12 protein-coding genes and 1 riboswitch are annotated in these 13,444 nt (G+C 61.7%); of the genes, 7 read left to right on the top strand and 5 right to left on the bottom strand.

Features of this window, described 5'->3' with window-relative positions:
* Positions 1-143 precede the first annotated feature (143 nt).
* From M5B96_RS20340 to M5B96_RS20330, 3 genes are all read left to right on the top strand, one after another.
* Positions 144-2,243, top strand: coding sequence for an EAL domain-containing protein (locus tag M5B96_RS20340; RefSeq protein WP_248798674.1), 2,100 nt, complete (start codon positions 144-146; stop codon positions 2,241-2,243).
* A 113-nt stretch (positions 2,244-2,356) separates the two neighbouring features.
* A complete protein-coding gene (locus tag M5B96_RS20335; RefSeq protein WP_248798672.1) occupies positions 2,357-3,256 on the top strand; it encodes a bestrophin family protein in 900 nt (299 codons plus the stop codon).
* A gap of 77 nt (positions 3,257-3,333) precedes the next feature.
* A complete protein-coding gene (locus tag M5B96_RS20330) occupies positions 3,334-4,386 on the top strand; it encodes a tetratricopeptide repeat protein (protein ID WP_248798671.1) in 1,053 nt (350 codons plus the stop codon).
* Positions 4,387-4,495: 109 nt separating this feature from the next.
* Here the strand turns inward: M5B96_RS20330 and M5B96_RS20325 are convergent, their stop codons facing one another.
* The 5 genes from M5B96_RS20325 to M5B96_RS20305 all read right to left on the bottom strand — a co-directional run bounded on the left by M5B96_RS20325 (position 4,496) and on the right by M5B96_RS20305 (position 11,037).
* A complete protein-coding gene (locus M5B96_RS20325; RefSeq protein ID WP_248798669.1) occupies positions 4,496-4,873 on the bottom strand; it encodes a response regulator in 378 nt (125 codons plus the stop codon).
* A 77-nt stretch (positions 4,874-4,950) separates the two neighbouring features.
* Entirely contained in the window at positions 4,951-6,132 is a 1,182-nt protein-coding gene (locus M5B96_RS20320; RefSeq protein WP_248798668.1) for a hybrid sensor histidine kinase/response regulator, read from the bottom strand.
* Positions 6,126-6,731, bottom strand: coding sequence for a chemotaxis protein CheB (locus tag M5B96_RS20315; RefSeq protein ID WP_248798666.1), 606 nt, complete (start codon positions 6,729-6,731; stop codon positions 6,126-6,128). The genes M5B96_RS20320 and M5B96_RS20315 overlap by 7 nt, the downstream gene beginning before the upstream one ends.
* Positions 6,728-7,543, bottom strand: coding sequence for a CheR family methyltransferase (locus M5B96_RS20310; RefSeq protein ID WP_248798664.1), 816 nt, complete (start codon positions 7,541-7,543; stop codon positions 6,728-6,730). Before M5B96_RS20310 ends, M5B96_RS20315 begins: the two co-directional genes overlap by 4 nt.
* Positions 7,543-11,037, bottom strand: coding sequence for a response regulator (locus M5B96_RS20305; RefSeq protein WP_248798662.1), 3,495 nt, complete (start codon positions 11,035-11,037; stop codon positions 7,543-7,545). The genes M5B96_RS20310 and M5B96_RS20305 overlap by 1 nt, the downstream gene beginning before the upstream one ends.
* Before the next feature lie 263 nt (positions 11,038-11,300).
* Here M5B96_RS20305 and M5B96_RS20300 point away from each other — a divergent pair, with 263 nt between their 5' ends.
* The 4 genes from M5B96_RS20300 (at position 11,301) to M5B96_RS20285 (ending at position 13,408) form a co-directional block, all read left to right on the top strand.
* Positions 11,301-11,657, top strand: coding sequence for a response regulator (locus M5B96_RS20300; protein WP_248798741.1), 357 nt, complete (start codon positions 11,301-11,303; stop codon positions 11,655-11,657).
* A gap of 120 nt (positions 11,658-11,777) precedes the next feature.
* Positions 11,778-12,004, top strand: a riboswitch (cobalamin riboswitch).
* Between the two features lie 96 nt (positions 12,005-12,100).
* Positions 12,101-12,283, top strand: coding sequence for a CbtB domain-containing protein (locus tag M5B96_RS20295; protein WP_248798660.1), 183 nt, complete (start codon positions 12,101-12,103; stop codon positions 12,281-12,283).
* A 10-nt stretch (positions 12,284-12,293) separates the two neighbouring features.
* Positions 12,294-12,995, top strand: coding sequence for a CbtA family protein (locus tag M5B96_RS20290; protein WP_248798659.1), 702 nt, complete (start codon positions 12,294-12,296; stop codon positions 12,993-12,995).
* Positions 12,992-13,408, top strand: a complete 417-nt coding sequence (locus tag M5B96_RS20285; protein WP_248798657.1) for a cobalamin biosynthesis protein — start codon at positions 12,992-12,994, stop codon at positions 13,406-13,408. The genes M5B96_RS20290 and M5B96_RS20285 overlap by 4 nt, the downstream gene beginning before the upstream one ends.
* Positions 13,409-13,444 lie beyond the last annotated feature (36 nt).

Genomic DNA, 13,444 nt, shown 5'->3' with positions numbered 1-13,444 from the left:
TCGGTCCCGAGCGCCTTTGGCCTCGGGGCTTTTTCAAGCGGCGACTTGGCCTTTTCAGGCAGTCTCGGGATATGCTCGCTTCCAGGGGCCGAACTGCTAGCCATTTGCCCCGACAGGACTGAAGGTCTCAAAGGGGTTGGGCAATGTCGCAGTCAGTCTTCCAGTTGTTCCTGACCCAGCGTCTCGCCGCGCTGGCCGGTGCCGACTCGCTGCGGGCGATCCGCGAGGGGTTGTTGTGGTTGCTGCCGTGCCTGATGGTGTCGACGGCGTTCCTGATCCTCTCTGCGTGTGCGCGCCTGGCCGGGTTGCCCGACGACTGGGTGAACTTCCTTGCCGGGCTGCACGAGAAGATCAGCGGTATCCTACCCCTGCTGGTGGCCGCGTCCATCGGCTATATGCTTGCCATCCGCTATCGCCTGCCCCAGGTCCCGGTGGCCTTCCTGTGCCTGGCCCATGTGGAAATCGCCATCTACCTGCTCAGCGACTTCCCCCGGGCCGCGGCGACTCTGGTGCTGTTTATCGCCATCGCCTCGCCGCTGATCAATGTGCCGATCATGGCCTGGCTGTACCGCCAGCCCTGGACCCGACTGGTGCGGGAAAACGTGGTGGGGTTGAATGTCCGCGACAGCATCAACGTGGTGCTTCCGGGCCTGCTCGCCAGCGCCCTGCTGGTCATCGTCCTGTCGCTGCTGCTGCAGATTCCCCTGGTAGCACAGATGCAGGTGCCCTTCGACCGCGGGGCGCTGGACCATCCCTACCGCTACGGCGCCCTGATCAGCGCCAGCAACTCAGTCCTGTGGTTCTTCGGCATCCATGGCCTGCACGCCATGCAGCCGGTGTTCAGCGTCCTCGACGAGGCGGTGAATATCAATCAGATCAACCTTGCCGCCGGGGAGCCGCACCGGTATACCCTCAACAGTGGCCTGCTGGGCTGCTTCGCCTTTATTGGCGGCTCCGGCGGCTCATTGTCGCTGATCGTCGCCGTGCTGCTGTTTACCCGTGATAGTTCCCTGCGCCTGCTGGCCCTGGCCGCGGTGCCGCTGTCGCTGTTCAACGTCAACGAGATCCTGCTGTTCGGCTTGCCGATCATTCTCAATCCACGCCTGTTCATCCCTTTTCTGCTCACCCCGATACTCAACACGTTGATCGCCGTGGCGGTGGTCCAGGCCGGTTGGGTGGAGCCGATGGTCACCGGCATGCCGCTGAACTCGCCGGTGTTGCTCAACGCCTACCTGAGCACCAATGGCGACTGGGCCGCGGTGCTCCTGCAACTGCTACTCCTCGGTATCGGCAGCCTGGTCTACGCCCCCTATGTGATTGGCCTGCATCGCCAGCAGGAAGGCGCCGACGGCATCTATATCAAGTCCTTCGACACCACCTTCCGCAGCCTCGAGGAAAAGGGCCGGCTGTTCGAACTCGACCCGGTGGCGACCGCGTACAAGAACGACGCCCGGCGCGCCCGGGAACTGGAGCGGATCCGCCAGATCAGCGAATATGAGTTTTACTTGGAGTTCCAGCCACAGATCTCCAAGAGCAGCGGCCTGTGCACCGGTTGCGAGGCGCTGATGCGCGCCCGTGACAAGGATGGCAACACCCAGTTGCCCTGGGAGTTCCTCAAGTGGCTGGGCCAGGCCAACCTGATGGCGGATGTCGACCTGTGGGTGGCCTCCCAGGCGCTGGAGCAACATCGGCGCTGGCGCACAGCCGGCTTCGAACTGCCGATGACCATCAACGTCACCGGCGCTACCCTGGGTGTACCGGAGTGTGGCGAGCGCTTGCTGGAGATCCTTGCCCAGGCCCGGGGAATGATTTCCGTCGAGCTGACCGAAGACGCCCTGGTCGGCGATGTCCAGGTGATCAACCGCCTGATCGAGCGCCTGCACGGTTTCGGCGCCAAGCTGTATATCGATGACTTCGGCACTGGTTATTCGGCGCTGAGCTACCTGCACCAGTTCAAGATCGACTGCATCAAGATCGATCGCAGCTTTGTTGTTGCCCACTGCCACCCCGAAGGCGCGCGGGTACTCAATGGCATGCTGCGGCTGTGCGAAACCCTGAACCTGGGGATCATTGTCGAGGGCGTGGAAACCCAGGAACAGTACGACGCCCTGCACTCGTCCACGGAACTGGTGATCCAGGGCTGGTACTTCAGCAAGGCGATCCCCGGCGAACGGATGCCGGCATTCGTCCGTCAACGCCAGGCATTGGCGCAGGACAGCGGTGGCTTGATGCTGCCAGGGTAACGCGCGGCCATAGAGCCCTTCGATGAGCTTGTCGGCCAGGGTGATTGGACAGCAGCGGGCAGCGGCGCTTAAGGTGAACGCCCGTCCTTTGTCCCAGCCCCAAGACCCTCGCCATGATCGTCCGCTCCAAGCCGAACCTGATCGCTATCCTGTTTTCCCTCAAAGGCTCGATTGCCAAGCGCATTGCCCTGCGCTGCCTGTTGGTGACCGTGCTGGCCTCGGTCATCGTACTGGTGGAAACCTGGCATCCGGAGTATTTCTCCAAGGTCAATGCCACGCCCTTCACCCTGCTCGGCTTGTCCCTGTCGATCTTCATGAGCTTTCGCAACAACGCCTGCTACGACCGCTGGTGGGAAGGCCGCAAGCAGCTGGGGCAGTTGATCATCGACGTGCGTTCGCTGATTCGCGAAAGCCAGGTCCTGGGCGATGGGCCACAGCGCGGGGCGCTGCTGCACGAGCTTTGCGGCTTTGCCCACGGCCTGGTCGCCCGCCTGCGCCTGGAAGATGAACGCCAGGCCATCAAGCCGTGGCAACAAGACACGCCCAGCGCCGGCCACCCGAATGTCACCGATCAGTTGCTGCAACGGATCGGCGCGCGTTGCATGGGTTTCGCGACACAAGGGCTGATCAGCGAGTACCGCTACAGCGTCTTCTCGGCACTGCTGCTCAGCCTCAGCCAGGTGCAAGCCAGTTGCGAGCGCATCAAGCACACGCCACTGCCCTTCCCCTACAATCTGCTGCTGCACCGGACCATCTACCTGTTCTGCATTCTCCTGCCCTTCGCCATGGCCGAACCGCTGGGGTGGCTGACGCCGGTGTTCACCGCCATCGTCAGCTACACCTTCCTCGGCCTGGACGAGATCGGCGACGATCTCGAGGATCCGTTCGGTTTCGATGAAAACGACCTGCCGTGCAATGCGCTCCTGCGTACCGTGGAACGGGAAGTCCTCGCCAGCCTCGGGCACGTCGACCTGCCGCCGGCCCCGGAACCGCTGGACTATGTGCTGACCTGATCCGCAGGTTTGACTCCTGAGCGCGGCTGACCGAAGCTGGTACATTCAGCAAACGCTCGCCAGCTCACGGACCCTGCATGACGAAGCTTCGCCGCTACCTGCTTATCAGCCTGCCGCTCCTGCTTGCCCTCGGCCTTATCTGGCACTGGCTGCCCGGCAAGCTCGCCACCCCCCAGGCCCCGCATATCAATTACGGCCAGGCGCTGAAGCAGGCGCATAACGGCCTGCCCGGCGCGGCGCGGGTGCTCTATCAGCAACTGGCGCGCAGCGACCTGACCGATGCCCGCCGGACCGCCTTGCACGCCGAGCTACCCAATTACCCCAGCCCGCAGGCCCTGAAGCTGGCCGACAAGGACTTGCAGAACCCCTCGCCGCTGGTCCGCGAAGCGGCGGTCCAGAGCATTGTCGGCCTGGTTCCCGGAGCCCAGCGCAGCCTGTTGCTCGGCCCGGTACTCGAAGACCGCGAGCAATCCGTGCGCTTCGCCGCCGCCAACGCCATGCTCGGTTTGTCACCGGACGACCAGGGCTTGTACTACGGCCCGCTGCAACAGGTGGTGGACGAATACGAACGGACCCTGGCCGCCCAGCCGGAAAGCGCCGAGGCACAATTCCAGCTGGCGCGGCTGTACCTGCATGAGGGCCAGTTGGATAAGGCGCAGGCGGCGCTGGAACATGTTTCGCGGCTGGAACCGGACAACCTCAAGGCGCTGGTGGCCCAGGTCGAATTGCTCGACAAGCGCAACCAGCCGGACCAGGCCCGGCAACTGCTGGCCAGGCAACTGCAGGTGCAGCCGCAATCGGCCTACCTGCAACATGCCCTGGGGATCTGGCTGTTACGCCACGGCCAGACCGAGCTCGCCGTGCTGGGGTTGGCCAAGGCGGTGGAGCTGCAACCGGAAAACGCCGAATACCGCTACAAGCTCGCCACTACCTTGCATGACTTGCAGCAGGTCGAGGCAGCCCAGCGGCAACTTGAGGAAATCGTCCAGCGCCAACCGTCGAATCGCAAGGCGCGGGTGCTGCTGATCAACTACTGGAAGGAAACCGGGCAGTTGCAGAACGTGCAGATCCTGCTCGCCCAGTTGGAACAACAGAACCCGGATGATCCGGCGTTGCAGCAAGGGCTGTAGGCGCCAGCTTGCTGGCGATACGGTCCTTGGGTATTGCCGTGATCTTGCCGATGCCAGCGCCGGCAAGCCGAGGCCCGCAGGGTTAGCAAGCGCGATCCGCCGAGCGCGTTCAGGCCAGCAGCTTGCGGATCTGGTCCTGCAGCACATCCAGGTCGAACGGCTTGGCCAGGATCGGCGCGCTGTGGGCGATGGGGCTGTGGGACTCGCGGATTTCCGCCGGGTAACCACTGATGAAGATCACCTTGAGGTCCGGACGCAACTTGACCGCGGGCTCCGCGATGTCGACCCCGGAAATGCCCCCGGGCAAACGGAAATCGGTGATCATCAGGTCCAGGTTGGGCTTGGTCGCCAGTATCCGGAACGCCTCTTCGCCGTTTTCCGCCTGCAACACCCGATACCCCTCGTGGGAGAGGTAGGTGGAAAGGACCATCAGGATCGAGGCATCGTCCTCGACCACCAATACGACGTCTTGTGCATCTTCACTCATGGGAAGCCTTCATTCTTAAAATTGCTGCCAATACGACCATCGGGTCAGCCAGAGGTTGCGTCTGATGTCGGCTTTTCCTACAGAGGCAGGCAAACGCAGAACAAAGCCCCTTCGCCCAGGGTACTCTCGACGGTGATGCGACCACCATGGGCCGCGACAATCTGCTCGGAAATAAACAAGCCCAGGCCCAGCCCGGCGGCGGCATGACTGCCGGAAACCCGCTCGAACTGCTGGAAGATCCGTGCCTGGTCATCTTCGCCGATACCGATGCCACGGTCACGCACTTCGATTCGCGCCTCGTCCGCGTGGCGGTAGACGCGCACCTCGATCGGACTCTTGGCGCCGTAGCGCAAGGCATTGGTCAGCAGGTTGGAGATGACTTGCTCGATGCGGAACTCATCCCACTCGCCTTCCAGCGAGGCCTCGCCCGAATAGCTGATCGTCGACTCGGCCGCGGCCACCTGCGGCGCGAAGCCCTCCAGCAGATTGGCTACCAGGCGCACCAGATCCAGGCGCGTGGTGCGGATCGACAGCTTGCCGGTACGGATGCGCGAGACATCGAGCATGTCTTCGATCAGGCGAATCAGGCTCTGGATCTGCCGCTCGTCGCGCGCGACCATGCTGCGCATCTTGTCCAGGCTGAAGGCAGCGGCATTCTCCCGCGCCAGGTGCATCTTGCGCAGCTGGGTTTCCAGGATCAGCCCGTTGAGCGGCGTGCGCACCTCATGGGAAACGATCGACATGAAGTCGTCGCGCATGCGCACCGCATGCTGCAGTTCTTCCTGGGTCGCCTGCAGTTTGTGCAGCAACAACTCCTGCTCGCGACGACTCTGTTCGAGCGCCTCGACTTGCAGCTTCATCGCCTTGCTCTGGCGATAGAGGTCGACGAAGACGCTGACCTTGCTCTTCACCGCGTGGGTGTCGAGGGGTTTGTGCAGAAAGTCCACCGCGCCGCTCTCATAGCCCTTGAAGGCGTAGTTGCGCTCACGGCCGGCGGCGCTGACAAAGACAATCGGAATATTCTTGGTCTTCTCGGTGCCACGCATCAACTCGGCCAGTTCGAAACCGTTCATGCCCGGCATCTGGACATCGAGAATGGCCATGGCGAATTCATGCTGAAGCAACAGCGACAGTGCTTCATCGGCCGACAGCGCCTTGTAGACAATGCGATCCTCGCGCTTGATCAGCGCTTCCAGCGCCAGCAGATTCTCCGGCAGATCGTCGACGATCAGCAGTTTGGCCTGGATAGTACTCAGCATGTCATTCGTTCCAGCTCGACCAGCAGGCGACCGATGCCCTGCAAAGAAAGAAGGTAGTCCGGCTGGTGCAACGCCAACGCGGCTTCGGGCATGGTCGCCACCCGGGCGTCGTTCGGATCTTGCACCACGGTCAGGCCGCCCTGGCGCTGGATCTGTAGCAGACCCGCGGCGCCGTCCTGATTGGCGCCGGTCAAGAGTATGCCCATCAGGCGTGAACCGTAAGCGTCCGCCGCCGACTCGAAGAGATAATCAATCGAAGGCCGGGAATAATGCACCCGCTCTTCGCGACTCAAGGAAAAGCTGCGGTCCTGTTCGATGGACAGGTGATACCCCGGGGCGGCGAAGTACAGGGTGCCCGGCACGAGGCTTTCCTTGTCGTCCGCCTCTTTCACCGGTAACGCCAGGCGCCGCCCGAACACCTCGGCCAACTGGCTGCGATGCCTTTCCGGCATGTGCAGGACGATCACGATCGGCAGGTTGAACCGCGCCGTCAGCGCGCCGAACACCGTCATCAGCGCTTCGACCCCACCTGCCGAGGCGCCCACGACTATCGCCTCGACCCGTTTGCCCTCGGTGACTTGCAGTAGCGGGTCGTTCATGATTTGCGATAGATCCGTTCTTGTTTGACCAACGCCTCGAACCGCTTGCCATAGGCGGAAAAATCCAGCGTCTCCTTACTGCCCAGGACCAGGAAGCCCCGATGGCACAACGACTCATGGAACAGGCTGAAGGCTCGATCCTGAAGATTTTTATTGAAATAAATCAATACGTTGCGACATGAAATTAATTGAGTTTCGGAGAATACACTATCCGTCGCCAAGCTGTGGTCGGCAAAGGTCACGTTATCTCGTAGGGTCTTGTCGAAAATCGCGTAGCCATAGGCCGAGTTGTAGTACTCGGTAAAGTCGCGCTTGCCACCGGACGCCCGGTAGTTGTCGGCATAGGTGCGCACGCTGTCCAGGGTAAAGATGCCCTGCTTGGCTTTATCCAGCGAATGCGGGTTGATATCGGTGGCGTAGATGATCGTGCGCTCGAGCAGACCTTCTTCGCGCAGCAGGATCGCCATGGAGTACACCTCCTCGCCCGTGCTGCACCCGGCGATCCAGATCTTGATCGACGGATAGGTCTTGAGCAGCGGCACCACCTCCTGGCGAATTGCCAGGAAATGACCGGGATCACGAAACATTTCGCTGACCGGAATGGTCAGGAACTGCAACAACTGCATGAATGCCGCCGGATCGTGCAGCACCCGCTCCTGCAGCGCCGAGATGGTCGCGCAATCGAGCTGGCGCAAGGCATGCTGGACCCGGCGCTTGACGGAAGCGCCGGAGTAATCGCGAAAATCGTAGCTGTACTTGAGGTAGATCGCCTCGATCAACAACCGCAACTCGATGTCGGTACTTCGATCCACTAGATCCGTTCCATCTTCGGTAGCCAGACACGGATCAACGAGAACAGTCGATCCAGGTCAATCGGTTTGGCCAGGTAGTCGTTGGAGCCGGCCTGCAGGCAGCGCTCCTGATCATCCTTCATCGCCTTGGCCGTGACCGCGATGATCGGCAGCTTGCGCCAGCGCGGGTCCTTGCGGATTTCGATAGTGGCTTCGTAGCCATCCATCTCCGGCATCATCACATCCATCAGCACCAGGTCGACGTCCTCCACCTGGTTGAGTCGCTCAATCGCCTCGCGGCCATTACGACCGATTTCGACAATCGCACCTTTCTGCTCCAGCGCACTGGTCAAGGCAAAGATATTGCGTACATCGTCGTCCACCAGCAGGATCTTGCGCCCTTCGAAGACCTTGTCGCGGCTGCGGGCGGTCTTGAGCATGCGCTGTCTTTCATGGGACAGCTGGGATTCGACTTTGTGCAGAAAAAGTGTCACTTCATCGAGCAGGCGTTCCGGCGAGCGCGCGCCCTTGATGATGATCGAGCGCGAATACCTGTGCAGCTCGGCCTCTTCGTCACGGGTCAGGTTGCGCCCGGTATAGACGATCACCGGCGGGAAGGCGCGGATATCCTCGCTGGCCATGCGCTTGAGCAGCTCGTTGCCAAGCATGTCCGGCAGCTTGAGGTCGATGATCATGCAGTCGAAGACATTCTCGCGCAGCAGGTCCAGGGCCTCCTGGGCCAGGCCGACGGCGGTGATCTCGATATCGTCGTCGCCGATAAGGCGGGCGATGCTGTCACGTTGCAGGTCGTCGTCCTCGACCAGCAGCACACGCTTGAGCTTCTGGGTCAGCTTGGCCTCCAGGCGCGTGAAGATCTCCTTGAGTTCGTCACGGCTGGTCGGCTTGAGCGCATAGCCCATCGCGCCCATGTGCATGGCGGCCTCGACGCGGTCCTCCACGGAAATCACATGCACCGGGATATGTCGGGTCGGCGCCTGTTCCTTGAGGCGCTGCAATACCGTCAGGCCGGAGTGATCCGGCAGGCGCATGTCCAGCAGGATCGCGTCGGGAATGAACTGGGCGGCGAGCTCGAAGCCCTCGTCCGCGCCATGGGCCACCAGGCACTGGTAACCCAGCTCATGGGCCAGGTCGTAGAGAATCTGGGCAAATTTCTGTTCATCTTCGATCACCAGGATACAACGGCTGGCGAACGGGCCTTTTTCACGGTCATCGGCAAACCGCAGGATCGGCGTCTCCACCACCGCCGGCGGCAGCTTGCGCGGCGGGTCCAGGGACTCCAGCGGCGCCGGAGGTGCCACCACCAGCGCCGGGCCCGTGCCATCGCGCCGTTCCACGTACTGCTCCGGCAACACCAGGGTGAACACACTGCCTTGACCGGGCTGGCTGGCCACGCTGATGGAGCCGCCGAGCAACGCCGCCAGGTCACGAGAAATCGACAGGCCCAGACCGGTACCGCCATAACGACGGTTGGTGGTGCCATCGGCCTGGCGGAATGCCTCGAAAATGCTCTCGTGCTGTTCGGCGGCGATACCGATGCCGGAGTCGCGGACGGCAAAGGCGATACCGACACCGGCTTGGCGCGACACGCTCAGGCTGACCCGCCCCGTCTCGGTGAACTTGATGGCATTGGACAGCAGGTTCTTCAGTACCTGTTCCAAGCGCTGGCGATCGGTGAACAGCGTCGTAGGCAGGTCGCCACGCAGCTCGACCTCAAACCCCAGCTGCTTGTCGCCGGCCAGGGGCTGGAACATATTGCGCAGCCCCTCCACCAGGCGCTCGATGCTGGTGTTTTCCGGGCGCACCTCCAACTTGCCGGCCTCGACCTTGGAAATATCGAGGATGTCGTTGATCAGGTTGAGCAGATCGTTGCCGGCGCTGTAGATCGATTCGGCGAACTTGACCTGTTCCGCGGTGAGATTGTCCTGGGGGTTCTCCGCCAGCAGCTTGGACAGGATCAGCGAACTGTTGAGCGGCGTGCGCAGCTCGTGGGACATGTTGGCGAGGAATTCGGACTTGTACTTGCTCGAGCGTTGCAACTCCTCGGCGCGCTCCTCAAGCTGGACCTGGGCCAGGTTCAACTGATTGTTCTTGAGGTCCAGCGCATCGCGCTGCTCGGCCAGGGCCTGGGCCTGCTCGGCCAACTGCTCGTTGGTCTGTTCGAGTTCGCTCTGCTGGCTTTCCAGGTGAACCTGCGACTCCTTGAGCACCTGGGACTGTTCTTCCAGCTCTTCGTTGGCGGTCTTGAGTTCTTCCTGCTGGACCTGCAGCTCTTCGTTGAGCTGCTGGGTCTCGGCCAGGACCTCCTGCAAGCGCTGGCGGTAACGCGCAGCCTCGATGGAAGTGCCGATATTGTCGGCGATCAGTTCCAGCAGTTCGATATCGCGGTCGTTCAAGGGGCGCAGGAAACCCAGTTCGATCACCCCATTGACCCGTTCATCGTTGGTGGTCGGTACCACCAGCACGCTGCGTGGTGAACCGTCGCCCAGGCCCGAACTGACCCTGAAGTAATCCACCGGCACCTCGTCTAGGCGGATCAGGCGGCCCTGGCCGGCGGCTTGGCCGACCAGACCTTCATCGTTGAAGATCGCTTGTTCCCGTTGCTCCTGCTCGCGGGAAAACCCATAGCTGGCGACACGGCTCAGGCCGCCATGCTCCTCGCGGACATACAGCGCCGCCACCGCACTGCCCATGTACTGGGCGCAGAACTGCAGGATATTGCGCCCGAGCAGGTTCAGGCTCAGTTGCCCCAACACCTGCTCGGCCAGTTCGGTCTGGCCGCTGCGCAGCCAGGCTTGCTGCTCCAAACGCTCCGCACTCTTCACCTGTGACGCGATGTTTTTTGCATAACTTCTTGAAAGTGATAACAAATCACGCCGACCAATAACGGCCAGCAAGACGCTCAGACCCAGCACGAAGATGAGATAGAGGACGATGCTCCAGATCGTCGTGCGGCTGACGATTTCATTGCGCGTGAGCCGCAGTTGCTGCTCCATGTCGATGGCGTTTTCAAACTCGCTACGGATCTCGTCAACCAGACGCTTGCCGCGCCCCGCCTGGATCGACTCCTGATAGTCGCCGCCGGAACGTCGCAGTTCGATCATCCCCCGGGCGTATTCACTCCAGGCGCCCTGCAAGGCCTCGATGCGCTTGAAGCGGTCGACCTGCTGCGGATTATCCGCGACCAGTTCCTGCAAGCTACGCAGTTCGGCAATGATCTTCGGCTTGGCGACTTCGTAGGGGTCGAGGAAATGCTCGTCACCGGTTATCAGGAAACCGCGCATGCCGGTTTCCAGATCCACCGAGAGCTTCATCGCCTCGTTGCTGTTATTGATCACTCGGTCGGTATGCTCGACCCACTGGATCACCGACAACAGGTAGCTAATCAGCGAGACGAAAAATACCGCACTGAGGACTCCGACCCCCAAGGGTAAGCTGATGTTGCGGCTCAATAACTTGCGAAAGCTTTGTTCATCCACCGAAGACGACGAATTCATTTCAGGGCCCGGATTAAAGTCATTGATTATCAAGGAGTCTGCCGTAAGCACGACTAAAAGACCGCTTTTTTCTCACAGCTTAGAATGCAATGCCCCAGACCGCACTCTCGTGACGAGATCAAAGACCTTAGCCTATCATCTTGTACAGTCGGATTTTTTTGTACAGGCGGGGGGAACTTGCCTGGCCCGATGGTTTACTGATGCAAGAGGCCGAGCATTTCAGCGGCTTTGATCCATTCCTCACTTTTCCGGGATACCCCCTTATGTCAGCAGCCCCCTCCACCATCCTTGTCGTTGAAGACGATGCCGTCGTGCGCATGCTGATCGTCGATGTCCTGGAGGAACTGGAATTCAATGTCCTCGAGGCCGACGGCAGCGAAAAGGCCCTGGATATCCTCAGGCAGGCCGACACCCGCATTGACCTGCTGATGACCGATGTCGGTCTGCCTGAAATGGATGGCCGCGAACTGGCCAAGGCGGCCTGCCTGATGCGCCCGGGACTGCCGGTACTGTTTGCCAGCGGCTACGCCGAAAGCATCGAACTGGCGCCTGGCATGCAGGTGATCGGCAAGCCTTTTTCCATCGACCAGCTTAGACTAAAGATTAAAAACATAATCTAACTATATGTTTAATATAGATAATTTATTCTAGAATTCACTTTAACTCGAAACTATCACAACGCACTCGCGGTGACCGGGCGCTCTCGCAGCGCATTGACGCACCCGCGCTCGCCGTGTTCTCCTAGCTGCCTTGTTTTGGGTGCCCTTCACAGGGTGAAACGGGAAACCGGTGCGTCAGCCTGCATGTCTTCATGCCTGATCAGTCCGGTGCTGCCCCCGCAACGGTAAGCGAGAGAAGCGTCAGAGCCACTGTGCCGACACCGGCATGGGAAGGCGACGCTTGAAGAGTCGGGCCCTGCCCGTCTCCCTCGCCAGCCCGGAGACCGGCCCAGAAATAATCGATGACAAACCTGCGGTGGGCAGGCGCTGTTGCAACCTCCGGGTGTCCGCCCGCCGAGGTTCTTCGCGCCTTTCCGTCTGCCGACATTTCAAAGGGAAGCGCCATGTCTACCACTACCGTCCGCCACTCGAGCGCCATCAGCACCCAGAGCCAGCGCCTCGTCGCCGCCATCAGTGCCGCCATACTCGGCGCGGCACTGGTCTATTTCGCCGGATTCTCGCCTATCGCCGCGGTGCACAACGCCGCGCACGATACCCGTCACAGCGCGGCCTTCCCGTGCCATTGAGAGACCAGCCATGATCAAGCGTATTGCGCGAACGGCGGGATTCACCGGCTTGCTGGCCGCCCTGTTGCTGACCTTGCTGCAAAGCTTCTGGGTCGCCCCGCTGATTCTCCAGGCGGAAACCTATGAAAAAGCCCCGGCAGCCGCGACTCAGGAACACACCCACGACGCCGGTGCCGGGCACCAGCACGACGAACAGGCCTGGGAGCCGGAAGACGGCTGGCAGCGCGTGCTGTCCACCACCGGCGGCAACCTGGTGGTGGCCGTCGGCTTCGCCCTGATGCTGGCCGGCCTGTATACCTTGCGCGCACCGAACCGTACCTCCCAGGGCCTGCTCTGGGGGCTGGCCGGTTACGCGACCTTCTGCCTGGCGCCAACCCTGGGCCTGCCGCCGGAACTGCCGGGGACCGCCGCCGCGGACTTGCTGCAACGGCAGATCTGGTGGGCCGGCACCGCGGCGTCCACGGCGGTTGCCATTGCCCTGGTGGTATTCGGCAAACATTGGGCGCTCAAGCTACTGGGCGTGGCCATTGTCGTGGTGCCCCATTTGATCGGCGCCCCGCAGCCGGAAATACACTCCAGCCTGGCGCCGCAGGCGCTGGAAGCGCAGTTCAAGATCGCTTCGCAACTGACCAATATGGCGTTCTGGCTGGCCCTGGGCCTGATCAGCGCCTGGCTGTTCCGGCGCAAGACCGACGATCGCTACCCGGCATGAGCACGGCGCCCACGCTCGCGATTGGGCTCGGTTGCCGGCACGGCTGCAGCGCCTCGACCTTGCAGGCGCTACTGGAGCAATCGTTGCTGGTTCATCGGATCGAGCTCAAGACAATCAATGGGTTGGCGAGCATTGATGGGAAAAAGGCTGAGCCGGGCCTGCTCGAACTGGCGCGGCGCCTGGGCCTGCCACTGACGTTCTTCAGCGCGGCCGAGCTGGCGCCTTACGAGACGCGACTCAGTCATCGCTCGAGCCGGGCCTTCGAACAGACCGGCTGCCATGGCGTCGCCGAAAGTGCCGCCCTGGCCCTGGCCGAACAGCTGGGGCAAGCCCCAGCGAGCCTGCTGATTTCACGCCAGACACACCCCCAGGCGACCTTTGCACTGGCCTGGGCCGGGGAAAACCCTCGATAATCGCCTTCTCCTGCATGAACGTTGTTCATGTGAAGC

The sequence above is a fragment of the Pseudomonas sp. MWU13-2105 genome (assembly GCF_023242315.1).
Taxonomy (GTDB): Bacteria; Pseudomonadota; Gammaproteobacteria; order Pseudomonadales; family Pseudomonadaceae; genus Aquipseudomonas.
Note: the sequence above shows the minus strand (reverse complement) of the source record. Positions and strands in the feature narration are given on the sequence as shown.